The sequence below is a fragment of the Acidovorax sp. GW835-FHT14G06 genome, assembly GCF_058793595.1.
Genome location: NZ_JBXAGA010000006.1, coordinates 282993 through 308806, shown reverse-complemented (window position 1 = coordinate 308806; position 25814 = coordinate 282993). Strand labels below are relative to the sequence as shown.

The window sequence follows — 25814 nt, the reverse complement described above, 5'->3', positions numbered from 1 at the left end:
GCCAAAGTTTATTGCGCCCTGCAACATGGCTGTGCTATCTTTGGTTCCCTATGCAACGCAGCATGTTCCTATCCACCCTATCGCTAGGCCTAGTGCTTGGCCGGGGTCTGCCTGCGTTCGCCACCGTTGCCGTTTTGCGCAACACCTGATCTCCCCCTGACCCCGGCCCGCGAACCAGCCTTTGCACACGCAAAGGGCTGCAGGGGATGTCATTCGTATTGATTTCGTCTGACCCGTGCACCGTGCTTGTCTTGCACACCGCACACACCGTTCGTGGAGCCCCTCATGATTGCCAAGCCCGCTACCAAATACCAGCCCATTGCCGCCGTCGCATTGACTGACCGCCAATGGCCCACCCGCAGCATCACCCGCGCGCCCGTGTGGCTCTCCACCGACCTGCGCGACGGCAACCAGGCGCTGTTCGAGCCGATGAACGGCGAGCGCAAGATGAAGCTCTTCCATGAGCTGGTGCGCATCGGATTCAAGGAAATCGAAGTCGGCTTTCCGGCCGCGTCGCAAATCGATTTCGACTTTGTGCGCCGCCTCATCGACGAAAACCTCATCCCCGACGACGTGACCATCATGGTCATGACCCAGTCGCGCGAGGACCTTATCGCACGCACCGTGGAGGCCGTGAAAGGCGCACCCCGCGCCATCGTGCACCTGTACAACGCCACCGCGCCCGCGTGGCGGCGCATCGTGTTTGGCATGAACGTGACGCAGGTGATGCAGCTCATCGCGCACCATGTGGGCTACCTCAAGCAGCTCACCGATGTGCAGCCGGGCACAGAGTGGACCTTGCAGTACTCGCCAGAGACCTTCAGCGCCACCGAACTCAGCGTGTCCCTCAAGGCCTGCCAGACCGCGATTGCCGCGTGGAACGCCGGCCCCGGCCGCCCCGTCATCATCAACCTGCCCACCACGGTGGAAAACGCCACGCCCAACGTGTTTGCCGACCAGATCGAGTGGATGGATCGCCACCTCACACCGCGCGAGCACATCGTGCTGTCAGTGCACCCGCACAACGACCGGGGCACCGGCGTGGCGGCGGCAGAACTCGCAATGATGGCTGGGGCCGACCGCGTGGAAGGCTGCCTCTTTGGCAACGGCGAGCGCTGCGGCAATGTGGACATCGTGACCTTGGCGCTCAACATGTACACGCAGGGCGTGCACCCGAACCTGGACTTCTCGGACATCACCTCGGTCGCGCGCATTGCCGAGGAATGTACCTCGCTGCCCGTGCATCCACGCCACCCGTATGCGGGCGACCTGGTGTTCACCGCGTTTTCGGGCTCGCACCAGGACGCGATCAAGAAGGGCTTTGCCGCGCAAGACCCGAACGCCTTGTGGGAAGTACCCTACCTGCCCATCGACCCGGCCGACCTCGGCCGTACCTACGACAGCGTGATCCGCGTGAACAGCCAGTCGGGCAAGGGTGGCATCGCCTTCTTGCTCGAACGTGAACATGGCGTGGTGATGCCGCGCCGCATGCAGGTGGAGTTCAGCGCCGTGGTGCAGCGCCAGACGGACGCGAGCGAAAGCGAGATGACAGGCGATGCGTTGTGGAGCCTGTTCCAGGCCACTTACCTGCAGGCCCCCGTACACGCCACAACACAGGCCGCCATCACCTGCCACAGCCACCGCATCGATGAAGACGGCCAGGGCATCGAGCTGGACGTGACCATCGACGGCACGCGGCAGACCCTGCGCGGCCAGGGCAACGGGCCGATTGCCGCCACGGTGGATGCACTGGGCCTGCCACTGCGGGTGGACCACTACGAGGAACGCGCCACCGGAACGGGCGCCAACGCGCAGGCGATGGCCATTGTGGAAGCTGCCATGGACGGCGTGGCAGGCTCCACTTTTGGAGCAGGCGCCAGCCACAACATCGTGACCGCCTCGGTGCAAGCCATCGTGAGCGTGGCCAATCGGCTGATGGCGCGGCGCGCCGCCACGGACGCCATCGCAACTGCAGTGGCGTGACAGGCACACGGGAACCTCTGCGCGAACGGAGCGACAAGGATCCTTGGGGTGTTGTAAAAAGATAGCTGCTGGCGCTGGATGGACAAGCGCTGGCGGCATTGTTGGCCAATATCCCCAGACCGCCGGTGGGGTAGGTACAGGTCCCGCGCTCCATCCATTACCCTCGCGTGCATGCGCGCTCTTCTTCGTCCGGGCCTTGCCGCCGCTTGTACTGCCGCCCTGCTGGTGCTCGCCGGCTGCGGCACCTCACGGCCGCCACCTTCTTCACCCAATGCATCGGGCCCCATCCGCACCACGCCGCCGCTGACGGCGGAGCAGGCGCATGACATTGCCATCCACGCGCTGGGCCTGGTGGGCACGCCGTACCGCTACGGCGGCAACACCCCCGACTCGGGTTTTGATTGCAGCGGCCTCATCGGTTATGTGTACCGCAACCAGGTGGGTACGCCGCCACCGCGCACGGTGGCGCAACTCAACACCTGGGGCTTCCCCATCGACGGCAGCGAACTGCGCGCAGGCGATCTGGTGGTGTTTGGCACAGGCCGGCAACCCAGCCATGCCGGCATCTACGTGGGCGAAGGACGCTTTGTGCACGCGCCTTCCACGGGTGGCACGGTGCGCGTGGACCACCTGCAGTCGCGCCACTGGGCGCGGCAGAACGCGGCGTTTCGCAGGCCGTAGATAGTTTCCCCCCCGCAGCCAGTGCTGACGGCCATGCCCTGGTTCGGTCGCCAAAAGGGGCTGCAATCCAGCTCCGCGACAATCGGAGCCACCATGACCCACGCACACCGCTCCGCCACCCCCATCTCCACCCACGACACCACGCGCATTGATGACACGCGCATCAAGGCCGTGCGACCGCTCATCACACCGGCGCTGCTGCAGGAATGGCTGCCCGCACCCGAGGCTGCGCAGGCCTTGGTTGAATCCAGTCGTGCCGCCATCTCGCGCGTGCTGCATGGGCAGGACGACCGGCTGGTGGTGGTGGTGGGGCCCTGCTCCATCCACGACCATGCCCAAGCCATGGAATACGCCCAGGCCCTGAAGGCACAGGCCGATTCGCTGAAGGACGACCTGCTGATCGTGATGCGCGTGTACTTTGAGAAGCCCCGCACCACCGTCGGCTGGAAAGGCTATATCAACGACCCGCACCTGGACGGCAGCTTCGCCATCAACGAAGGGCTGGAGCTGGCGCGCAAGCTGCTGCTGGACGTGCTGGTCACCGGTCTGCCCGTGGGCACCGAGTTTCTGGACCTGCTCTCGCCACAGTTCATCAGCGACCTGGTGAGCTGGGGCGCCATCGGCGCGCGCACGACCGAGAGCCAGAGCCACCGCCAGCTGGCCAGCGGCCTGAGTTGCCCGGTGGGTTTCAAGAACGGCACCGACGGTGGCATCAAGGTGGCGAGCGACGCGATCCAGGCGGCACAGGCGTCGCACGCCTTCATGGGCATGACCAAGATGGGCCAGGCGGCCATTTTTGAGACCCGTGGCAACCAGGACTGCCACGTGATCCTGCGGGGCGGCAAGCAGCCCAACTACCAAAAGACCGACGTGGACGCCGCCTGTGCGCTGCTGCAGGCCGCAGGCCTGCGCGAACAGGTGATGATCGACGTGAGCCACGCCAACAGCAGCAAGCAGCACCAGCGCCAGATCACAGTGGCGGCAGAAGTGGCGCAACAGATTGCCGCAGGCGACGCACGCATCACCGGCCTGATGATCGAGAGCCACCTGCAGGAAGGCCGACAGGACATCGTGCCCGGCCAGCCGTTGACGCATGGCGTGTCAGTGACGGATGCCTGCATCAGCCTGGCGCAAACCGTGCCGGTGCTTGAAGGACTGGCGGCGGCGGTGCGGGCACGGCGCCAGAAAGCCTGACGGGCGCTGCGAAGCGATCAGCCCCGGGGTGGGCGTGTAGCCCCCAGGTCGACATTGCGCGCGGTCGCCAGCAGCGTGGCGCACAACCGCTCCTGCCCGGCGGCATCCACCGCCCACACGTCGGCGGCACAGACGGTGAGCAGGCGCCCCGCATCCACCACGCGACCCCGCGCCCGCAGGCATGCGCCCTGGGCAGGGGCCACAATTTTCAAGGTGGTGTCCACGGTGGCATTGGTCCAGCCGGGTGGCAACACGCTGCCTGCTGCCGCCACCGCCGCAAAGTCGGCCACCGCAAACACCGCCGTGGCCTGCAATTGGCCGGGGCGAAAGCTGAAGGCCTCGCTCACCGGGATCTCTACCTCCACCCGGCCGGGCTCGGCATGGACGAAGCGCAGCCCCAGCGTGCGGGCCATCGGCATGGCCAACACGACGGCCTTCAGGGTTTCCACGCTGCTATGGGGTGCGTTGGACAAAGCATCGCGGGACGCGGGTGTGAGTGGGGCTGTCATGGCGGTGGTCTCCAGGGGATGGGGGTGTTTGGGTGCTGCGAGTGGTCTAGGGCTTGCGGGCTGACGGGGCACGCACACGCGGCCAGGGCTTGGTAGATGCAGTGGCTGCGCCCAAGGGTGTCTGCCGACCCTGGGTTTTTGATCGCTGCTTCGTGAGCAACTGGCCGCGCAACCAGGCCTGGTGCGCCTGCACGGTGGTTTTTTGGGACTGCAGCGCGGTCATTTGCTGGTCGATCGCGTCCACACGCTCCTGCAAGGCCTGCACCATGTCGTCAATGCCCAGCGTGCCCGCGCGGTATTCGTCCAGGCGAAGTGCAATTTGCGGCAGGCTGAAGCCCAGCTGGCGCGACATGGCGATGAACACCACTTCGCGCCGCATGGGGGCCGGGTAGTCGCGGTAGCCATTGGCCCGGCGCTCGGGGTGGATCAGCCCCAGCCGCTCGTAGTGGCGCAACGCGTGGACGGATACCGCAGCCTGCTGTGCGAGTTCGGAAATCTGCATGGGGCCACATTAGCAAGCCTCGCGCTGCGCGAAGGTTGCCTGGGTGACTGCCCCAAGCAATAACACTGTGTTTTTTGGGAGAAACCCCCATGGGCACACGTCGCAAGCAGGGGCTGTGCGGTGTAGCATTGACACTCTTTGACACAGTGGCCATGGCCCTGTGAACCCACGTGTGCGGTGTGGCCGCATTGCACGCATCCACCTACTGCCCGATTGCCTTGCCGACGTTGCTCCGCCCCGCTGCCTATGCCATGGTCGCCCTGACCAGGCTGGGTGTGTGCGCACGCAGCAGCGTCACGGTGGACTGACCATGCCACCAGCGCAAGCCACCGCAGAAGCCGCACGGCTCCAGGCACTGCAGTCTTACGCGATCCTCGACACACCGGCAGAAGACAGCTTTGACCAGCTGGTCACGCTGGCGGCGCGCGTGTGCCAGTGCCCCATGGCGGTGGTCAACTTCGTGGACAGCGACCGGCAGTGGTTCAAGGCCGCAGTGGGCGTGCCGTTCAGGGAGACCGAGCGCGCGATTGCTTTCTGCGCGCATGCACTCAGTGGCAGCCGTGAGCCTATGGTGGTCAGCGATACGCATGAGCATCCGGTGTTTGCCCACAACCCGCTGGTCACGCAGAGCCCGCATGTGCGCTTTTACGCCTGCGTGCCGTTGATTACACCCGAAGGGCAGGCGCTGGGCACTCTGGCGGTACTGGACTCCATTCCCCGCCACATCGAGGCCGAACAGCTGCAGGGGCTGCGCATACTGGCTGAGCAGGCCATGGTGCAACTGGAACTGCGCCGCCAAAAGCAGGTACTGGCCGACCTGGTGCAGCAGCGCGACAGGATGCATGCCGAGCTGGTGGCCCAGAGCGAGACCCTGCGCGTGGCCGGGCACATGGCCCGCATCGGCGGGTGGATCGTAGAGCTGCCCAGCCTGCAGCTGAACTGGTCGCAGGAGATCGCCGCCGCCTTCGGCATTGCGGGACGCATGGGCTCGGTGGAACAGATCATGGAGCTGTACCTGCCCCCGCACCGGCAGGCCATGCAGGCAGCGTTTGAGAGTTGCATCCGCCACGGCACACCGTTTGACCTGGAGGGCGAACTTGTCACACTGGCGGGTCGTCACTTCTGGGTGCGCACCACCGGGCAGGCGGTGCGCAACACCGAGGGCCGCATCTTGCGGATACAGGGGGCGTTTCAGGACATCTCGGCCCAGCACCAGGCCCGGCAGGCCCGCCGCGAAAGCGAAGAGCGCTTTCACCTGGTCTCGCGCGCCACGGCAGACGCGGTGTGGGACTGGAACCTGCACACCGATGCGATGTGGTGGAACGAGGGCATACAGACCCTGTTCGGTGTCCCCCTGGACGAGTTGCCGCCCGACAGCACCTCGTGGACCTTGCGGCTGCACCCTGATGAGAGTAAAAAAGTGCTTGAAGGCATCCATGCTGCCATCAACGGCACTGCCAACCATTGGTCAGACGAATACCGGTTTCGCCGCCATGACGGCAGCTACGCCTGGGTGCTGGACCGTGGTTTCCTGATCCGAGACCTGCGGGGCAAGGCCGTGCGCATGGTGGGTGGCATGACCGACATCAGCGCCCAGAAGCTGGCCGACCTGGACGCCCAGCGCGACGCACAAAACCATGCCGAACTGCTGCAGGTGCAGCAACGTATCTCGTCGCTGGACATGCCGCTGCCCGAAGTGCTGCAGCTGGTGGCCAGCACCGTGCTGCGCCAGACCGAAGCGCGTGGCGCCATGGTGGAGCTGCTGCAAGGCCGCCAGCTGGTGGCGCAGGCGTCGGCCGGCGACCATGTGCGCCCGGTGGGAAACCTTCTGGCGGTGGATGAGAGCCTGCTGTGGCCTGCGCTCAGCAAGGGCCAGACCGTGGTGTGCAACGACACCGAGGCCGAGGGCTGGGACATGGCCTCGATGCCACACCGCCACGGCGTGCGGTCGGTGATGGCCGTGCCACTGCGCAGCGGCGATGCCATCGTGGGGTCGCTCAAGGTCACGTCTGACAAGGTCAATGCGTTTTCACGCCGCGATGTGGCGCACCTGGAAATCCTGACCGAGTCGCTGGGTGCCATGGTGCAGTTGCGGCATGTGGCCGGGCAGCTGCATGCGTCCGAGCAGCAATACCGCATGCTGTTTGACGAGCACCCGCATCCCATGTGGGTGTATGACCGTGAAACCCTGCAGCTGCAGGCCGTCAACCGGTCAATGGAGCGCCACTACGGCTACACCGAAGCCGAGCTGCTGAACATGTCGATGCTCGACCTGTGGCCCGCTGAGCGTCGCCCCAACGTCGAGGCCAACATCCGCGCCGTTCCGATGGAGCAGCGCAACACTCCTGTCATCAGCCGCCACATCAAGAAAGACGGCAGCTTCATGGATGTGGAGATCACGGCGGGCAGCATCAGCTTCAACGGGCGCCCAGCCCGCCAGGTGCTGGCCACCGACGTGACCGAACGCCTGCGCACCGAGCGCGAGCTGGCGCGCATGGGCCGTGCCCAGCGCCTGCTGAGCGCATGCAACGAAACCCTGGTGCGCGCCACGTCCGAGGCCGCACTGCTGCAGGCCATCTGCCAGATTGCGGTGGACATCGGTGGCTACCGCATGGGCTGGGTGGGGTTTGCGCTGGACGACGAGCGCAAATCCATCCGCCCCGTGGCCCATGCGGGCTACAACCAGAACTATCTGGAAAACCTGCAACTGAGCTGGTCGGCCGACGACCCCTACGGCCGGGGCCCGGCGGGCATTGCGGTGCGCACCGGCCAGCCAGTGATCGTGCAGGACATCCGCACCGAAGGCGACTTTGCCGACTGGACCGAGCGCATGCTGGAGCATGGCTTTCACGGGGTGATCTGCCTGCCGCTGCGTGAACATGCGCGCGACCATGCACAAGAACGCAGCTTTGGCCTGCTCTACCTGTACGCGCCCGACGTGCTGCAGATCAGCCCGGAAGAAGCGGCACTGCTGCAGGAGCTGTCCAACGACCTGGCCATCGGCATCACCAGCCTGCGCGCACACAAGGCGCAGCAGCGGTTGCAGGCCTCCGTGCTCAAGGTGGCGGCTGCGGTGTCAGCCAGCACTGGCACCGAGTTTTTTGTGCAGCTGGTGCGCAACATGGCCGACGCACTCGACGCCCAGGGTGGCTGTGTGGTGCAGTTGCTCCCCCAGCCGCTGGGCGAAGTTCCCAGGGTAATGACACTGGCTGCCGTGCTTGATGGCCAGATGCTGCCCAACGACGAATACAGCCTGGCCGGCACGCCCAGCCTGTTGCTGATGTCCCAGCGCACCCATGTGGTGACTGACAAGGTGCAGCAGCTCTACCCCGAAGCCCCCGTGCTGCGCCAGGTGGGCGCCCAGGCCTATGTGGGCCAGCAGCTGTGCAACGCCGACGGCGAGGTGGTGGGCATTGTGTTCGTGCTGTTCCGGCAGGCCATTGCGGATACGGATTTCATCACCTCCACGCTGCAAATTTTTGCCTCGCGGGCATCGGCCGAGATCGAGCGGCAGCAGGCCGACACCCGCATTCGCCACCAGGCATCGCTGCTGGACAAGGCGCAGGACGCCATCCTGGTGCGTGACCTGGAACACCGCATCATCTTCTGGAACAAGAGTGCGGAGCGCTTGTACGGCTGGTCGCAATTGCAGGCCCTGGGCCAGTCGATTGAAACGCTGCTCTATGAAGATCCTGCACATTTCCGGCATGCCACGCAGACGGTGCTGGAGCAGGGCGAGTGGACCGGCGAGATCGTGCAGCGCCACCGCGACGGCAGCACCATCGAGGTGGAAGGCCGCTGGACGCTGGTGCGTGGCGATGACGGCCAGCCACAGTCCATCCTGGCCATCAACACCGATATCCGCCAGCGCAAGGCCAGCGAGCGCGAGATCCAGCGCCTGGCGTTCTACGACGCACTCACTGGCCTGCCCAACCGCATGCTGCTGATGGACCGCATGCACCAGGCACTGGCCACAGCGCAGCGGCGCCAGCAGGGCGGGGCACTGCTGTTCATCGACCTCGACAACTTCAAGACCCTGAACGACACCCTGGGCCACGACCAGGGTGACCTGCTGCTGCAACAGGTGGCGCATCGCCTGAACACCTGCGTGCGCAGCGTGGACACGGTGGCCCGCCTGGGCGGCGATGAGTTTGTGGTCATGCTCGAAGAACTCAGCCCCAAACCGCATGAACTGGCGTTGCACGCCCGGGGCGTGGGCGAAAAAATCCTGGCCATGCTGGCCGTACCCTATGCGCTGCAGGGCTACCAATACCGCAGCACGCCCAGCATTGGCATTGCGCCGTTCACCGGGGAGCACACCACGGTGGGCGAGTTGCTCAAGCAGGCCGACCTGGCCATGTACCAGGCCAAGACGGCCGGCCGCAATACATTGCGCTTTTTTGACCCCGACATGCAGGCCGTGGTCACGGCGCGCGCCGGGCTGGAGACCGACCTGCGCTCTGCGCTGGCGCAGGACGAGTTCCTGTTGCACTTTCAGCCGCAGATCCACCAGTCGGGCCGCTGCGTAGGGGTGGAGGCGCTGGTGCGCTGGGCCCACCCGCAGCGCGGCATGGTGTCGCCCGCGCAGTTCATCCCGCTGGCCGAAGAAACCGGCCTCATCCTGCCGCTGGGCCGCTGGGTGCTGCACACCGCGTGCAAGCTGCTGGCCAGCTGGCAGAGCGACCCAGCCCTGTCGCACCTGACCATGGCCGTCAACGTGAGTTCGCGTCAGTTCCGCCACGCCAGTTTTGTGGATGACGTGGCACGTGTGCTCGCCATCACCGGTGCGCCGTCGGCCCAGCTCAAGCTGGAGCTGACAGAAAGCCTGCTGGTGGAAGACATGGAGACCACCATCGCCACCATGACTGCGCTGCGGTCCTACGGAGTGGGCTTCTCGCTGGACGACTTTGGCACCGGGTACTCCAGCCTGAGCTACCTGAAGCGCATGCCGCTCGACCAGCTCAAGATCGACCAGAGCTTTGTACGCGACCTGCTGACCGACCCCAACGACGCCGCGATTGTGGACACCATCATCGGGCTGTCGCGCAGCCTGGGGCTGGAAGTGATCGCAGAAGGCGTGGAAACCCCTGAGCAATGCGCGCTGCTGGCACGCGCGGGCTGCCAGCTCTACCAGGGCTACCTCTTCAGCCGAGCGCTGTCTGTGGACGTTCTGGACGCCTTCCTGCGCACCTCTCAGGGATAAGCGACCTCCAGGGGCCTGTCTGGGCCTGCTTTTCACCACACCACAGGCCCCGGCCTGTTTTTTTTCGTCCGCGGCCCTTCCCGACCTTTTCAGGCCCTTCCGTTCATTCGAGTGATGGGGCAGGTACCTCTGGCGCACCGGCTTCGCTTCGGTCCACTCCCGACCGGTAGCCCCTGCATGGTTGTCCTCTGTCTTCTTCTTATTTCTTTTATAAATACATAGTCGTAGTAGTAGAGGGCGGTCTTGCGTGTGGACAACTGCATTTTTGTCTGCACTGGCGCGCACTTAGCCTGCCAGCAACCCTGTGCACCAAGCCCTGCTCTCGTTGTCGTCCGAGCGGGGACAAAAGGTGCTGATCGCACTTTTCTGTGGATAAGCCCCCGGTTGTGCCAGAACTGTCCCCAGTTTTACGCACCGGGCGCATAGGTGGCAGAAATCTGGATCAAAACGGCTGGTAGCGTACGAATACATGCCTTGTTTGCTCATAAATTAATAGCAATAAGGGTTTGTGATGCAACGATTCCTGTACCGCCGCAGGGTGGGGAAGCTGGCGGGGTCGTTCCAACCGGTACGAATGACGGTCAATGCAGCGCTGTGCACCTTGGTGTGGCGCATCCCCCGCACCAGGTAGGAACGCCGTTTTCACCGGCCAACAACTTCCTGTAGATACCCCAGAGGGCATGAGTGATCGGCAGAGCCGTTGGAGCTGTTGTCACCACTGCCTGGTGGTGATGTTCTTACTGGCAGGCCCCCCATGGGCAGAACGGCATGTCACAGCCGTGTGATCGGTACCCCGGAGTTGGGGTTCTGGTTATTCTTTAATAGCTTTATATATAAATAGCAGTAGTAGTAGAGAACGCATGTTTGTGTGGACAAGCACTTTTTCTTCAATGCTGGCGCGCACTTACGTCGCGGCAAAGTATGTGGGGCGGCTTGCACAAAGTGCGGGGCTCACCGACAACAACTTTCGGGCGGCGGCTTTTTGTGTGGATAACTGCCTGGTTGTGCCAGAACTGTGCCCAGAGTTATCCACAGTCGTGTCGGGTTGTGCGGTCCGTTGCTCCCTATCGGGCTGGCCGCACAACAAAAAAACCCGGCGTTCTGTGAAGAACGCCGGGTTGGCGGTGTAGGAGTACCGGCTGGGCCTTGGCCGCCCACGATCGTCAGGCGTTGGCCTGTCCTGGGGCCTTACTTGGCCGGAGCGGGTGCTGGGCGGCCTTCGCCCCCGCGCATGCCGCCGTGGTGGTCTCCGTGCCCGTGGCGGCCTTCGCCACCCCGCATGCCACCCATGGGGTGACCCCGGTGGGCCTTGGCGTCAAAGGTCTTTTGCTGCTCGGGGGTCAGCGTGGCATAGAAGGTCTTGGTGGCTTCGCCACGGCGGTCGGCTTCGGCAGCGTGCTGGGCGCGCAGTGCCCGCATGCGGTCGATGCGTTCAGGGGTGGTCAACTTGTCCATGTCTTGGCGGTCCAGGCGGGCGGGGCGTTCGCCGGGTTGCATGGCGGTGGTGAAGGAGGTCCAGGCGGGTTCCTGGGCGGGGGTCAGTTTGAGCTGGGCCTTGAGGTCTGCCAGCCGCTTGGCGTGATGCTGTGCCATGTCGCCATGGTGGCGTTCATGGCGGCCCTCGGCGGCCTTGGCCGGGGCTGCGGGTGATGCAGGAGGCGTGGCAGGAGGCTGCTGTGCCAGCACGGGCAACGCCATGGCGGCGAGCAGGGCGGTGGCGGCAATACGGTGAGAGATGTGGTGGGAGAAACGGGATGCCATTGTGGAAGTCCTTTCACGGTGGTGAGCTCGCTGCAACGACCGTTTCAGCGATTGGGGTCCAGTGTCTGCCGCTCACGTATCGCCACCGTGCGCGTTGGGTGAGGCTGTGTAAAGTTGTGGCGAACGCTTGCAAAGCAGCTTCAGGCAATTATTTGGGCGAATCACTGCCTATGCGCTAGTCACTTATGCCTTGTTTGCTATTGAAAGCATAGCGTTCATAGTCCCCTGAAGGTCCCTCAAAGGCTGTCAGCGCCCCACCGGCCCGGCGCCTGCGTGGCGACCGCCGACAATGGCGGGTTCCGTGTCTGTGTCGTTGTTCGCAGCGACCCCAACCAAAGGTTTTCCGTGTTCAAGAACATGATCGTGTACCGCATTGCCCCGCAATGGCAGGTCGAGTTGACGCAAGTGGAAGAGGCCCTGGCCAAGGCCCCGTTCCAGGAATGTGGCGCCACGCAGGAGAAGTCGCTGGGCTGGGTGCCGCCCCGGGGCGAACTGCATGGCCCCTTGGTCGAGTCTGTGGGCGGGCAGTGGATCCTGCGCTTCATGGTCGAGACCAAGGTGCTGCCCGGCAGCGTGCTGGCCCGCAAGGTGAAGGAAAAGGCCGAACGCATCGAAAAGGAAACTGGCCGCAAACCCGGCAAGAAGGAAAGCAAGGAGCTGAAAGACGAGGCCAAGCTGGACCTGCTGCCCATGGCCTTCACCAAGCAGGGGTCCATGTGGATCTGGATCGACACCGCTTCGCGTCTGCTGGTGCTGGACACCGGTAGCCAGGGCCGCGCCGATGAAGTGGTGACCTTGCTGGTCGAATCGCTGCCTGGCCTGTCGGTATCGCTGCTCGACACCCAGACCAGCCCGCAAGCCGCCATGGCCCACTGGCTCAAGGAACAGGAGCCCCCAGTAGGCTTCACTGTGGACCGCGAGTGCGAACTGAAAAGCGCCAACGAAGAAAAAGCCGTGGTGCGCTACGCCCGCCACCCACTGGACATCGAGGAGGTGCAGGCCCACATCGACGCTGGCAAGCTGCCCACCAAACTCGCCCTCACCTGGGACGACCGTGTGAGCTTCATGCTCACCGAAGGCCTTCAGATCAAGAAGGTGTCGTTCCTGGACACGGTGTTTGAAGGCACCAAGGCGGACGACGGCGGTTTTGACACGGACGTTGCCATTGCCACGGGCGAGCTGGTCAAGCTGATTCCGGATCTGATAGAGGCGCTGGGGGGGGAGTCTGAGAGTGGGGTGGCCAGCGCGGCAAAGGCGGTGGCTATGACAAGCTCAGCTCCTGCCGCGCGACCTTCAGCGCCTTCCCCATCCACACCCGCACACAAAACCGTTGGCGGTGGTGTGGTGACCGGGCCCAAAGAGGTACCGGTGGATACGGACCCGGAGTCGGCGCCGTTCTGAGCAGGGCAAGGAGAGCCCTGGAACCTTGCGCTTTGAGCCTTGTCAGCAAGGGGCCTGTGTGAGCCCGTTGCGCGGGGTGCACTGATCAAGTCGGTGGATTGTGCAAATCATCGCGCCCTAAAAAACGCTACTTCGCTTGCATGGGGGCTGATTTTTTAGGCACTACGTTCATGATTTCGCGGAGGAACAGTTTTCTCCAGGCTTCCTTTGTCTTGTCTTCGACCAACTGCGGCATGAACCCAAAGGCCAGGGTGCGCTCGCCCCGCACCATGATGCCCGTATCGCGATGCAGGATGTCTGTCGCCAGCAGCTTGTAACCCTGGCGGGGGGTTATGGAAGCGTAGCTGGTGTAGAGGCGAGACGACGGTTTGAGGCGGTAGATTTCATTTTCGATCAAAAATACGCCGCCTTTGTTTTTCCATTTTATCTTGGAAATACCAAAAACCTCGTTCATCCAGTCGGCAGTTGCTGCCCCATTTTCATCAAACTCTCCAAGGCGCATGTCCTGAATAAGCGTACCCCCTTCTTTCCAATAGGTGGTCAGTTTGGATTTGATGCTTTGCGGTAGCGCTGCTTGGTGCGGAACCAAGATGGCATCAAAACTTTGAATGATGGGGTCTTCCTGAAGCAGATTTTTTTCACCAATAACATGAACATCCAGTTCTGGCTGGCTACTAAGGATTTTGTACGCCGCAAACAGCGCGTCCCGATGGATGTTCCGGCCTGCACTTCGTTCTCCATGCCAGACATAGAAATTTGTGGAGGAGCCCAGAATACCAATCCTGATCTTTTGTTTCTGAGGCGCTGACTTGTCATTTGGCGACTTGATCGAAATGGTACTGAGCTTTTCCGTATCGATAGTTGCTGACTGACCTGCAGTTGCCTGGCGCTGAAAGCCTCCCACTTCGAAGCCAATGACGTTAGCCTGAGAAAGCGCTTGAGTGATAGTGTGGTTGATGTAAGGAATCAGCTCATGAGTTTTCTTTTGCCTTTCCCATACTTCGGCATAGGCTCCTACCATGATTTGCTTATATCCTAATGAAGCCAGGTAGTTGGCGAGCGTAGGAAGAACATCCGTGTCTGGAATAAGTTTATATCCATCATAGAAATTGAAATCTATAACGGCAATATCGATGCAGTCTGCCAATTTTTCCACAACACCAGTTGCATAGATGGCGTCATGCGAGGTGAAGGTCTCCGCGAAGTAACCTATTGCCAAGGATCCACTTTTTTGGATTACTTTGGCATATAGACATGTGGCATTACGGAGTCGGTTTTCTCGGTATTCCTTGTGCGCGTGGAGAAGCGGTTCGATCTTTTGGGGGCCAAGTTGAATGTTGTTGTTGTAGTCGATCCTAGGTTGGGATGTGCCATACTTTTTTAAAAAATCCCGCTGAGTAGATTCCTTGTAGTCACGCCATTGGTAGCCAGTTTGTCCATATTTGATCTCATGCTCCTCCTGTAGGCCTATTGCAAAGCCAAGTATTTTTCTAGGGTAGCGATTGGAGAAATGGAGAACTGTTTTTTCAACGAATTCCGTTGATTTATTTTTAATCAATTCGTCGGTGAAATCTAATTGCCATTGATAGTCTCCAGAAAAATTTTTCATTACTAAGTCTGGATGATTCTTATAGATCCATGCGGGTACCGTGGATGTATCCGGTATTTTTTTTCCATTTTCATCGAGATATGATCGCCCCCCCATGTCGAGGACCAGTATCAGAGAAAGTCCGCTGTTGACAATTGCATCAAGATACTTGTAATAGTGGGAAAATTGATATTGGTCTTTTTGATTCTCAATGTCGGACCAATTCAGATAGAAAGTCACATGACTAAAGCCATGTTTTTTGATGCTTTTCAGTAAATTGGCATCCTGATTGATATCCCAAGGCATCACAATGATGCTTGAGACAGGTCCCTTGGACGAGAGAGTGTTGGCAAAGGCGATAGAAGAAAAAAGAAATGCTGCGATAAAGATAATTTTTTTCATGGGAGGGGCTATGAATAAATTTGAGGCGCTGCCCCTGTATTCCGAATCTCAAGAGGTTTGAGCAATACTTTCACGCGAAGAGCGCCTAGTGTTAGGAGAAGGAAGAACTATGGGCATAGACGTTTTCTTCACTATTGTTTCATGGACCATGCCCGCATTTGTCGGGGACGAACCCGGTGGTTACAAGGGTTGTACCCTTGGGCACGGACTGCCGCAGATTTCAGGTAGTTGGTTTCTCTTGTGCCACTCGCTTGTGCAGCACTTCTACATACCCGTCTTTCACTCCCAGCACATCTAGCTGCCGCACCAGCTGCTCCAGGTAGTCCCGGTTGCTGCCAATGCGCCCGCAGGCGGTGGCAATCGTCGCGGCCGTTGCCTGCAGCGTCAGATCGCCCTGGTAATGGATATGGGCCGTGTTGGCCACCAGCACCAGAGCCTGCACCTCACCCTGGGGGGTGGGCAAAGGAAGCAGTTGAGGGCAGTAGGCGCCGGTGATCATTTCGCGCCGCCATAGCAGGCGGGATTCGTCATCCACCAAGGGGGCCGGGATGCGAAATGCCAGGCCCTCGCAGCCTTGCGGGTCTGCGTCGCCACTGCGCTGCAAGGTCAGCACCAGGCCCGGGCAATCGGGTGTGCCCCGGCCGATGGTGGTGCTCAGCGCAAAGCGGCGTGCAAAACCGGGCAGGCGGGCGCGGCGCACTTCGTCGAAATGGAAGCCGGGGTTCCACATCAGCGAGCCATAGGCAAACACCCACAGGGGGTCTTGCTGCGCGTGGATGGTCGCCAGCACCTCGCGGCGGGAGCGCTCGACCTCGCTGTCGGGCAGGCGCCAGTGGGCGGGCAGGCCCTGGCAGCGCGCCTGTGCGTCCCATTCGGCCAGCACCTCGTCGGTAAGCCGCAGGCCCGAGGCATGGGCGGGGGTCAGTCGGCCCTGCAGCTCGGGCAAGTGAAGGAATGCGTTGTCGGGGGTCATACCGCCAGTTCCATGCGCTTTGATCAGGCGGTTTAACGCCGCGCCAGGTCAAACACCAGCACCTCGGCGTTGCTGCCGTCGTGCAGCGTCATCGTGCTCTCGCCGTCCAGCAAGGCGCCATCGCCGCCGGACAGAACAACGCCGTTGACTTGCAGCGTGCCCCGGGCCACATGCACATAGGCCAGGCGCTCGGGGTCCAGCACCTGTGTGGCGGTTTCGTCGCCATCGAAAAGGCCTGCCCAGATAGATGCGTCGCCGTTCATGCTCACGGAGCCGTCGTCTCCCCTGCGTGAGGCAATGCGCGCCAGGCGGCCCCTGCGGTCTGCGGGTGGGAAGTGTTTTTGCGCGTAGCTGGGGCGGATGCCTGTGAACAGGGGCTTGATCCAGATCTGCAGAAAATGGGTGGGCTGGTCGTGCAGCGCATTGAACTCGCTGTGCCGTACGCCCCAGCCCGCGCTCATGCGCTGCACGTCGCCGGGGCGCAGGATGCCCGTGGGGGCCGCTGCAGGATCAGGATCTGGTGGTTTGGATGCAGTGGTGGTGACGGGCCCTTGCCCGGTGCGTTCGTGCAGGTTGTCCTGGTGGGCCAGGGCGCCTTCGAGCACATAGCTCACGATCTCCATGTCGCGGTGTCCGTGGGTGCCAAAGCCTTTGCCAGGCGCCACGGTGTCGTCGTTGAGCACCTGCAGGTTGCCATGGCCCTGGTGGCGCAGATCAAAGTAATCGCCAAACGAAAAGCTGTGGGCGCTGTGCAGCCAGCCGGTGGAGGACCGGCCCCGTTCGGAGGAGGGACGGACGGTGATCATGGGGATTTGTCTTTCGCGCATCCAGTGGTGACACTGTGTGGACTGTAGACGGCCTCGGCGCCGGGATAAACCGGGGGCGGGCAAACGGTGTGTTCTGGAACCGTGACCAATGCCTGCGCAGGGCGGCCATGGCACAACAGGGAATATGAAAGAAAAGGGATGTCGGACTAGCGCCCCACAAACTGCGGGCTTTGGCGTTGGTGAAAAGCCTCCACCCCTGCGCGGAAATCTTCGGTGCTCGCACAGTGCACAAAGGCGTCTTTTTCTGCGGTCAGTTGCTCGGGCAGGGTGTGGTCCATCGACGCGCGCATCAGGCGCTTCATCGCGCCGTAAGCCAGCGTGGGGCCGCTGGCCAGGCGCTGGGCCAGGGCGGTGGTGGCACGGTCCAGTTCGGCGGCAGGCACGACGCGGTTGACCAGGCCCAGGCGCAGTGCGTCGTCGGCCGTGAAGGCTTCGCCCAGCAGCGCAATCTCCAGCGCCTGGCGCACGCCCACGATGCGCGGCAGCGCCCACGATGCGCCCACGTCGCAACTGGTGCCCAGGTTGATGTACGCCAGGTTGAAGCGCGTACCTTCGGCGGCGATGACATAGTCGGCCATCAGCACCAGGCTCAAGCCCGCACCTGCGGCCGCACCGTGCACCTGCGCGATGACAGGGGCATTCATCTGCGCCATCAGCAGCAGGGCCTGGTTCAGCGGTGTGAGGATGTCGATGGCGCCCTGCACTGGGTCAGCGCGCAGCGTGGCCAGGTCGCCCCCGGCCATGAAGCCCCGGCCGTTGCCACACAGCACCACGGCCCGCACGCCAGGGTCGGCGGCAAGGGTCTGCACGGCTGCGAGGAAAGCGTTGGCCATGGGCACGTCAATGGCGTTGAGTGCATCGGGCCGGTTGAAGCGTAGCGTGGCGATGGCGCCGATGCGCTCCAGCAGCAGGGGCGGCTGTGGGGCGGGCGCGGACGGTGCGGTGGAGGACGCTGCAGGGTCTGTGGCGGTTTTTTTCATGTCAAATCCGCTTCAAGCGCTAGTGGATATTGCGCTATCAGCTCCTGTTTTGATAGTAAGTGGGTCCCAATGCGCTGAGCCCAGGGCTATTGGTACAGCGCCTCGATCTCGGACGCATAGGTCTTGTAGATGCTGGAGCGACGCACCTTCATGGTCGCGGTCACCTCGCCGTCGTCGTGGTCCAGCTCCTTGGTCAGCAGGTGGAACTTGCGGATTTGCGAGACCTGCGCCAAGCGCTGGTTACCCTGGTTGATTTCGGCGTCGATGAGGCCACGCACCTCGGGGTGCTCCACCAGCGAGCGAAAGTGCGTGAACGGAATGCGCCGTGCCTCGGCCCACTTGCCCACGGTCTCGTAGTCGATCATCACCAGCGCGCCGACAAACTTGCGCGCCTCGGCCACGATGATGCATTCCTTGATGAAGGGGCTGCCCTTCATCGTGTTCTCGATCTCGGACGGCGTGAGGTTCTTGCCGCCGGCCGTGATCATGATGTCCTTGAGGCGGTCCACGATCTTGATCTGGCCTTGCTCCTCGCGCACCACGTCACCCGTATGCAGCCAGCCGTCGATGATGCTGCTGGCCGTGGCCTCAGGATTCTTGTAGTAGCCCACAAACACCATGTCGCCCTTGATCTGCAGCTCTCCGTTGTCAGCAATGCGGTGCTCCACGCCCAGCGTGGGCACGCCCACGGTGCCCACCACCACATGGTCCGGCCGGTGGCCCGTGACCATGCCGGTGGATTCGGTCAGGCCATACACCTCGATGAGCGGTACGCCCAGAACGCGGAAGAATCGCACCACATCGGGCGGAATGGGCGCGGCGCCCGTGAGTGCCACATGGGCATTGCGCAGGCCAATGAAGTTCTGCAGCGCGCGGAACACCAGCCAGTAGCTGGCAGCAAAGGTCAGCTTGTCGCCAGCACTCCAGGCGCTGCGCGGCTTTTCGGCCAGCGGCTTGCAGGCGTTGTAGGCCTTGTGGAACAGCGCGCGGCGCAGGCCGCCGGTTTCTTGCAGCTTGATGTGGATGGCGGCGTGCAGTTTTTCCCAGATGCGCGGCACGCCCAGGAACATGGTGGGCGCGACCTCGCGCAGGTCTTCCTGCACGGTGCGGATGGATTCGCCAAAGTTCACCTGCGAGCCGAGGTACACGGGCACAAAGCTGGTCAGCATCTGCTCGGCCACGTGGCACAGCGGCAGGTACGACAGGTGGGTGGTGTCCCGCGATAGCTCCAGCCGGTCCACGATGCCAGGCACCACGCCCCGGATGTTGCGGTACGAAATCATCGCGCCCTTGGGCTTACCGGTGGAGCCCGAGGTGTAGATCATCAGGCCCACATCGTCCAGCGTCTGGTGTCCGAGCGCGTCGTCGATGATGGTTTGTTGATTGGATGCCGCGCCTAGCCGTTCCACCTCGTCAAACGTGGTGATGAACTGCCGCACCTGGGGCGCAAAGCTGCGCAGGCCCTTGGTCTCCATGACCACGATCTTTTTCAGGCGCGGCAGCTCGGGCAGCGCGGCCAGCAGCTTGTCGGTCTGTTCCTGGTCTTCGCAAACCATGATCTCGATGTCGGCATGGCCCACCACATAGGCCACCTCGTTGGTGGGGCTGGTGGGGTACACGCCCACCGTCACGGCGCCTACCAGGCCCGCGCCCATCTGGGCCAGCACCCATTCGATGCGGTTCTCGGAGATCACGCCCACATGCCCGCCCGCAGGCAGGCCCAGTGCCCGCAGGCCCAGGCCGAAGTGGCTGGCGCGCAGGTGGTACTGGGCCCAGCTGAACGGCTTCCAGATGCCGAAGTCTTTTTGCCGGATGGCGATGCGCTGCGAATCAGTGCGTTCGCGTTCGCGCAGCATCTGGGGCAGGGTGAGTTCGGGAAGTGTGCTCATGACAGCCAACGTTTGCGACGCTTGTAATGCTTGATGTCCTTGAAGCTTTTCGCCTCACCACCGCCACCCATGCCGAGGTAGAACTCGCGCACATCCGGGTCGTTGGCCAGGCGTTCGGCCGTGCCATCGATCACGATCTTGCCGTTCTCCATGATGTAGCCCCGGTGCGCCACGGCCAGCGCCACGGTGGCGTTCTGCTCCACCAGCAGCATGCTGGTGCCGCGCTCGGCGTTGATGCGCGCGATGATGGTGAAGATGTCTTCCACCAGCTTCGGAGAAAGCCCCAGCGAGGGCTCGTCGAGCAGGATGAGCTGGGGCTGCGCGATGAGCGCGCGGCCAATGGCCAGCATCTGCTGCTCGCCGCCCGACAGGTACCCGGCCAGGCCCTTGCGCCGCTCATGCAGACGTGGAAAGTAGCTGTAGACCAGGTCGAAATCCGGCGTTGCATCCTTGCGGCCCGTGAGTGCATAGGTGGCGGCCACTAGGTTCTCTTCGACCGTGAGGTCTTCAAACACGCGGCGGCCTTCCATCACGTGGCTCAGGCCGTTGCGCACCAGCTGCTGCGGGGCCACGGCGGCCGTGGGCTGGCCATTGAAGTGGATGCTGCCGCTTTCGACCACACCATCCTCCAGCGCCAGCAGGCCCGAGATGGCCTTGAGCGTGGTGCTCTTGCCCGCCCCATTGCTGCCCAGCAGCGCCACGATCTGCCCGCGCGGCACAGCCAGCGACAGGCCGCGCAGGGCCTGCACCACCTTGTTGTAGATGACCTCGATGTTGTTGACTTCGAGGACGTGGGCCGGGGTTGGCTGGGTCATGGCAAAGGCGAGGTCAGAGTTTGATCCAGTCCGATGCTGCGACCATTTTTTGCGCCTTCATGTCGGCGCGGTACACACGGCCCACGGGGATGGAGTTGCCGCTGATGGTGATCGGCACGCCGATGAGTCCGCCCGTGTCGAAGTCCTTGATGCTGTTGAGTGCAGCCTTGAGGTTCTTGCCATCGAGGGGTTTGCCCGCATCCAGCGTGCGCTTGGCCGCCTCGGTGAACAGCATGGCGGCCAGGAAGCCCTGGATGTAGGCCGTGCTCTGGTACTCGGGCCGCAGTGCGCGGATCTTCTCCAGCATGGGCGCCTTCTCGGTGTCGTAGTAATAGCGGTAGGGCATCACGCCCATGAAGCCGTCGGCGGCGTCGCCCATCTTCATCACGGTGGAGCTGTCCATGGTCCAGAAGGTGCCCATCCACTTGCTGGTCATGCCCTGCTGCTTGCCCTGGGTGATGAACTCGGGGATGGGCGCGAGGATGTAGCCGTGGAAGATGGTGTAGTCAGGGGCTGCGCGGCGCAGCTTGATGACTTCGGTGGACACATCCACGCTGCCGGCGGGCGTCATGATCTTGACGGGCACCGACAGGCCAAGCTTCTTGGCTTCGGCCTCGCTTTTCTCGATGGGGTCGCGGCCGAATTCCGAGTCGGAATACACGAAGGCCACCTTGGCGCCGGGCTTCTCTTTGGCGATGTGCTTGAGCAGGATGCCGAACATCTCGGTGTAGTCGGGGCCCACGAGGAACTGGTTCGGGTACTTGGCGGGGTCGTTCAGCTCTGATGCAAACGAGGCCCCGGCCATCAGCGTGGTGCCCGCGCGGTCCAGCTCGGGGTTGATGGTTTTGGAGAAGCCTGTGGAGTCGCCGTAGTAGAGATGAACCTTGTTCTGGCTGGTGATCTTCTTGTACGCGGCCACGGACACGTCGACCTTGTAGCCCGTGTCCTCGGGCACGTACTTGAGCTTGCGGCCCTTGATGCCGCCCGCGTCGTTGACCATCTTCACGTAGTCGCCAATGCCTGCGTTGATGCCCACGCCCGCAAACGCGAACACGCCGGTGAGCGGGATGGAGCCGCCAATCACGATGTCTTCGCCCGACTGCGCCAGCACCGACAGCGGGCTGGTGAGTGCGGCGGCGCCAGCGGCGGCCAGCAGTGTGCGGCGGCGTGGTGAGGTGAGGGTCTTGTGCATGCGTGTCTCCTGGTGGTTTAGTTTCTGAAAGGCCAGAGATGGAAGAAACGACGGACGCGCCGCCACACTTCGGCCAGGCCATGGGGCTCGAAGACGAGAAAACCGATGATGAGCAGACCAAAAATGACGGTGCGCACGGGCGAGAGGAACACGGTGAGTTCCGTGCCGCCGGGCAGCAGGCCCACGACGAGCTTGAGCAGCTCGGGCACCATGGTCATGAACACTGCGCCCAGGATGCCGCCCAGGATGGAGCCCATGCCGCCCACGATGATGGCCGCCAGGAAGAAGATGGACATGAGCAGCGGAAAACTCTCGGGCGTGACCACGCGAAAGAAGTACGCCCACAGCCCGCCTGCCACACCCGCGTAGAACGACGAAAGCCCGAACGACAGCAGCTTGTAGCGCAGCAGCGGAATGCCCAGCACCTCGGCCGAAATGTCGCGGTCGCGAATGGCGATGAACGCACGGCCTACGCGCGTGCGAAACAGGTTGGCCGCACCCAGCAGCATGAGGAGGGTGACGGGCACGATCAGCCAGTACAGGTGGAACGAGGTATCAAGCTCCATGCCGAACAGCTTGGCGGGCGGCACGCTCAGGCCCCCGGTGCCACCGGTGAACTTCCAGTTGGCAAAGATGAAGTGCGCAATGAACGATGCGGCAATCGTGGCAATCGCCAGGTACAGACCTTTGACGCGCAGCGATGGGATACCCACCACGATGCCACCCAGCATGGCCACCAAACCACCGGCCAGCAGGTTCAGGATGAACGGCGTGCCCACCTTGGTTTCCAGCACGGCCACGGTGTAGGCGCCCAGGCCCATGAAGGCTGCCTGCCCCAGGCTCACGAGCCCTGTGTAGCCCGTGAGGATGTTGAGCCCCGTGGCGCTGGCCACGTTGATGCTGACCAGGCAGGCCAGGTACAGCCAGTAGTCGCTGGCCATGAACGGGAACAGCACCAGCAGCGCAGCGCCCACGGCCAGCCACACCTTTTGCGTGCGCGAGTCGAACAGCGCCGCGTCGGCGATGTAGGTTTCCTTGAGGGTTCCGATGCGCATAGGTCAGGCCCGCCGCCGGGCCGCCCCAAGGGAGGCCTGCGCCCCCTTGGGGGGCAGTGAATACACGAGGTGATGAACGTGGGGGTTCATGTTTTTACAGTCTCTCGATTTCGTGGGTGCCGAACAGGCCGTAGGGTCGCACCAGCAGCACCGCGACCAGCACGATGAAGGTGGCCAGCAGCTTGTATTCGCCGCCCAGGTAGGCCCCGGCCAGCGCTTCGATGAGTCCGATGAGCACACCACCGATGAGTGCGCCCAGCACGCTGTCGAGCCCCCCCACGATGACGACGACCAGCACCGACAGACCGAACACGCCCATGCTGGACGAGATGCCACCAATCGAGCCGACGATGATCCCGGAGATCGCGGCGATCATGGCCGATGCCACCCACGCCAGCGAGAACACGCGCGGCACGTTGATGCCCACCGAATACGCGGCCGCCTGGTCGCTGGCCGTAGCGCGCAGGGCCACACCGCCGCGCCAGAAGCGGAACACCACCAGCACTGCTGCGATGAACACGATGGCAATCACCGCGCCCCAGAACACCTTGGGTGCCAGGAACGCATCGCCGACCATGATGGGCTGCGTCGGCATGAAGTCGGGCAGGCGGCGCTGGTCGGCCGTCCAGATCATTTCGACCAGGCCCACCAGCACAGAGGCCAGGCCCACGGTGACCATGAAGACCGAGATCGGCGGTTCACCCAGCAGTGGCCGGATCATGGTGCGCTCGATCACCGCGCCCAGCAGACCTGTGCCCAGTACTGCAGCCGGAATGGCCAGCCACAGCGGCAGCGCAAACGTGGCAGCGAAGGTGAAGAACAGGTAGGCGCCCATCATGAGCAGCTCGCCAATGGCGATGTTCACCACGCGCGTGGCCTTGTAGACCATGACAAAGGCCAGCGCCGCTAGCGCATACAGCCCGCCACCCGCAATGCCGGTGAGGCTGATTTCAAACAGGTAGGCCCAATCCATCATGCGGCTCCCTGTGCATTGGTGGTGTGGCCGCTGGCCCGCAGCTTGGCACGCAGGTCGCCCACGTCGCCTGCGCCCAGATAGGCGCGTATGACTTCCGGATCGGCCTGCACGGTGGCCGGTGTGCCCTGGGCGATAACCTGGCCGAAGTTGAGCACCACCACGTGGTCCGACAGGTCCATCACCATGCCCATGTCGTGCTCCACCATCAGCACCGTCACGCCCCACTCCTCGCGCACGTCGAGGATGAAGCGCGCCATGTCTTCCGTCTCTTCGCGGTTCATGCCGGCCACGGGCTCGTCCAGCATCAAAATCTGCGGCTGCATGGCCAGGGCACGCGCCATCTCCACGCGCTTTTGCAGGCCGTAGGGCAGGGCCGAAACGGGCGCGTGGCGGATGTGGTCGATTTCGAGGAAGTCGATGATGCGCTCCTCGATGTCGCGGCGCAGCTCGGCCTCTTCGCGGCGCGCGCGGCCCAGGTAGAACAGGGCGTCGAGCACGTTCGTCTTGAGGTGCGCGTGGCGGCCGAGCTTGATGTTGTCGAGCACGGTCATGCCCCGGAACAGCGCAATGTTCTGAAAGCTGCGGCCCAGGCCCAGCTTGGCGCGCTGCGGCGCGGGCACGCGGGTGATGTCCTGCCCCTGAAAGCGGATCGAGCCCTGGCTGGGCCGGTAAAAGCCCGAAATGGTGTTGAACAGCGAGGTCTTGCCCGCGCCGTTGGGGCCGATGACGGCGGTGATGGAGCCCGGCTGCACATCAAACCCCACACCGGTCAGCGCCTTCACGCCACCGAACGCCAGGGTCACGCCCTGCACCTGCAGCAGGGGCGTGGCAGCAGTGGGGCCGGAAGGGGTTGTCTCCATTGGCTTTCTAATACGGGTTGACTGCAGCTTTTGACAGAAATTTCGATGGAACCCAGCGCAAATTTCCTACTTGTGCGTAAACTGTTTACTCGCAAGTAGATTCTGGAAGCCGCGACCCTCATCAGCATCCGTACTTTCCCGAGGAACTGCCATCCATGCCCCACGCCAAAGTGGCACCCCGCCGCCGCAGCGCCACCTCCACCGCCGCAGCGCCGTCTTCTTCACCCGCTGCCAAGCGGGCTGCGCCGGTCAAAGCGGCCAAGCAGGCCAAGGCCGTGCCTGCGCCCGCCCATGCCGCAGCGGCTTCGCCCTGGCCTCCGGTGTCGCACCGCGAGCGCCAGCGCGAGGCCAAGCGCAACGCCGTGCTGCAGGCGGCGGCCCAGTTGTTCAACGAACGCGGCTTTCACGCCACCTCGCTCGACGACATCGCAGCGCGCCTGAACGTGACCAAGCCCACGCTGTACTACTACGTGAAGAACAAGGACGAGATCCTGCTGCAGTGCGTGCGCCAGGGCCTGGACATGATGCTGGAGGGCATCGAGGCATCGCGTGCCGCTGGCGGCAAGGCCATTGACCAGCTCATGACCTGCATGCAGGTGTACGCGCGCATCGTCACCATGGACTTCGGCATGTGCCTGATCCGCGTGGGCGACGAGCAGCTGCCGCCTGAGAGCCGCAAGGAGCTGCGGCGCCTCAAGTCCGCCATCGACCAGGAGTTTCGCCGCCTGGTGGCCGAGGGCGTGGCAGAAGGATCGCTGCAGCCGTGCGACCCGAAGATGACGGCCTTTGTGATTGCGGGCGCCTTGAGCTGGATCGGCCGCTGGTACCAGCCCGGCGGCGAGTACACGCCCGAGCAGGTGGCGCAACAGTGCATTGCGACGCTGTGTGAGGGGGTGCTGCGGCGGCCTGGGCAGGCCCTGGTTCCACCTGCTGGCGCTGCGCCTGCGCCCTCTCCCCGCCGAAAGACCGCGGTTGGCAAGACCAAGCCCTCAGCACGGTCTGGTGGTGTTTGACGGGCCTGCC

At 63.1% G+C, this 25814-nt stretch carries 19 protein-coding genes; 6 read left to right on the top strand and 13 right to left on the bottom strand.

Annotated features, from left to right (window positions below; genetic code table 11):
* Window positions 1–285: 285 nt before the first annotated feature.
* The 3 genes from leuA to AC1Q64_RS12940 all read left to right on the top strand — a co-directional run bounded on the left by leuA (window position 286) and on the right by AC1Q64_RS12940 (window position 3858).
* The gene (gene leuA, locus AC1Q64_RS12950; protein WP_492251596.1) at window positions 286–1983 is read left to right on the top strand and encodes a 2-isopropylmalate synthase; all 1698 of its coding nucleotides are present in this window, start codon (window positions 286–288) and stop codon (window positions 1981–1983) included.
* 171 nt (window positions 1984–2154) lie between these two features.
* On the top strand, window positions 2155–2664 hold the full coding sequence (locus AC1Q64_RS12945; protein WP_291433591.1) for a C40 family peptidase: 510 nt from the start codon (window positions 2155–2157) through the stop codon (window positions 2662–2664).
* Window positions 2665–2757: 93 nt separating this feature from the next.
* The gene (locus AC1Q64_RS12940; RefSeq protein ID WP_492251595.1) at window positions 2758–3858 is read left to right on the top strand and encodes a 3-deoxy-7-phosphoheptulonate synthase; all 1101 of its coding nucleotides are present in this window, start codon (window positions 2758–2760) and stop codon (window positions 3856–3858) included.
* 17 nt (window positions 3859–3875) lie between these two features.
* Here the strand turns inward: AC1Q64_RS12940 and AC1Q64_RS12935 are convergent, their stop codons facing one another.
* Together AC1Q64_RS12935 and AC1Q64_RS12930 are read right to left on the bottom strand one after the other, a co-directional pair.
* Window positions 3876–4367 (bottom strand): PaaI family thioesterase, encoded by a 492-nt coding sequence (locus AC1Q64_RS12935; protein WP_492251594.1) that lies wholly within the window; start codon window positions 4365–4367, stop codon window positions 3876–3878.
* A 46-nt stretch (window positions 4368–4413) separates the two neighbouring features.
* Window positions 4414–4869 carry a MerR family DNA-binding transcriptional regulator gene (locus tag AC1Q64_RS12930; protein ID WP_291433588.1) on the bottom strand — a complete coding sequence of 152 codons (456 nt, stop codon included), beginning with the start codon at window positions 4867–4869 and terminating at the stop codon, window positions 4414–4416.
* Window positions 4870–5179: 310 nt separating this feature from the next.
* Between AC1Q64_RS12930 and AC1Q64_RS12925 the strand changes: the two genes are divergently transcribed.
* Window positions 5180–10072 (top strand): EAL domain-containing protein, encoded by a 4893-nt coding sequence (locus AC1Q64_RS12925; RefSeq protein ID WP_492251593.1) that lies wholly within the window; start codon window positions 5180–5182, stop codon window positions 10070–10072.
* A gap of 1188 nt (window positions 10073–11260) precedes the next feature.
* On the opposite strand, the gene AC1Q64_RS12920 is transcribed toward AC1Q64_RS12925, so the two are convergent.
* Window positions 11261–11833, bottom strand: a complete 573-nt coding sequence (locus tag AC1Q64_RS12920; RefSeq protein WP_291433586.1) for a Spy/CpxP family protein refolding chaperone — start codon at window positions 11831–11833, stop codon at window positions 11261–11263.
* A gap of 345 nt (window positions 11834–12178) precedes the next feature.
* Here AC1Q64_RS12920 and AC1Q64_RS12915 point away from each other — a divergent pair, with 345 nt between their 5' ends.
* Window positions 12179–13234 (top strand): recombination-associated protein RdgC, encoded by a 1056-nt coding sequence (locus AC1Q64_RS12915; RefSeq protein ID WP_291433585.1) that lies wholly within the window; start codon window positions 12179–12181, stop codon window positions 13232–13234.
* 127 nt (window positions 13235–13361) lie between these two features.
* Here AC1Q64_RS12915 and AC1Q64_RS12910 read toward each other — a convergent pair whose 3' ends face one another.
* From AC1Q64_RS12910 to AC1Q64_RS12865, 10 genes are all read right to left on the bottom strand, one after another.
* Window positions 13362–15224 (bottom strand): beta-galactosidase, encoded by a 1863-nt coding sequence (locus tag AC1Q64_RS12910; protein WP_492251592.1) that lies wholly within the window; start codon window positions 15222–15224, stop codon window positions 13362–13364.
* Between the two features lie 220 nt (window positions 15225–15444).
* Entirely contained in the window at window positions 15445–16197 is a 753-nt protein-coding gene (locus tag AC1Q64_RS12905; RefSeq protein ID WP_291433581.1) for a gamma-glutamylcyclotransferase, read from the bottom strand.
* A gap of 32 nt (window positions 16198–16229) precedes the next feature.
* Entirely contained in the window at window positions 16230–17003 is a 774-nt protein-coding gene (locus tag AC1Q64_RS12900) for a pirin family protein (RefSeq protein WP_291433579.1), read from the bottom strand.
* 167 nt (window positions 17004–17170) lie between these two features.
* Window positions 17171–18004, bottom strand: a complete 834-nt coding sequence (locus AC1Q64_RS12895) for an enoyl-CoA hydratase/isomerase family protein (RefSeq protein ID WP_492251591.1) — start codon at window positions 18002–18004, stop codon at window positions 17171–17173.
* 86 nt (window positions 18005–18090) lie between these two features.
* Window positions 18091–19893, bottom strand: a complete 1803-nt coding sequence (locus AC1Q64_RS12890) for an AMP-dependent synthetase/ligase (protein ID WP_492251590.1) — start codon at window positions 19891–19893, stop codon at window positions 18091–18093.
* Window positions 19890–20708, bottom strand: coding sequence for an ABC transporter ATP-binding protein (locus AC1Q64_RS12885; RefSeq protein ID WP_094289924.1), 819 nt, complete (start codon window positions 20706–20708; stop codon window positions 19890–19892). Before AC1Q64_RS12885 ends, AC1Q64_RS12890 begins: the two co-directional genes overlap by 4 nt.
* A gap of 13 nt (window positions 20709–20721) precedes the next feature.
* Window positions 20722–21900, bottom strand: coding sequence for an ABC transporter substrate-binding protein (locus tag AC1Q64_RS12880; RefSeq protein WP_492251589.1), 1179 nt, complete (start codon window positions 21898–21900; stop codon window positions 20722–20724).
* A gap of 17 nt (window positions 21901–21917) precedes the next feature.
* On the bottom strand, window positions 21918–22955 hold the full coding sequence (locus AC1Q64_RS12875; RefSeq protein WP_492251588.1) for a branched-chain amino acid ABC transporter permease: 1038 nt from the start codon (window positions 22953–22955) through the stop codon (window positions 21918–21920).
* Between the two features lie 94 nt (window positions 22956–23049).
* Window positions 23050–23931, bottom strand: a complete 882-nt coding sequence (locus AC1Q64_RS12870) for a branched-chain amino acid ABC transporter permease (protein ID WP_492251587.1) — start codon at window positions 23929–23931, stop codon at window positions 23050–23052.
* Window positions 23928–24791, bottom strand: coding sequence for an ABC transporter ATP-binding protein (locus tag AC1Q64_RS12865; RefSeq protein ID WP_492251586.1), 864 nt, complete (start codon window positions 24789–24791; stop codon window positions 23928–23930). Before AC1Q64_RS12865 ends, AC1Q64_RS12870 begins: the two co-directional genes overlap by 4 nt.
* A gap of 155 nt (window positions 24792–24946) precedes the next feature.
* Here AC1Q64_RS12865 and AC1Q64_RS12860 point away from each other — a divergent pair, with 155 nt between their 5' ends.
* A complete protein-coding gene (locus tag AC1Q64_RS12860; RefSeq protein ID WP_492251585.1) occupies window positions 24947–25804 on the top strand; it encodes a TetR/AcrR family transcriptional regulator in 858 nt (285 codons plus the stop codon).
* Window positions 25805–25814 lie beyond the last annotated feature (10 nt).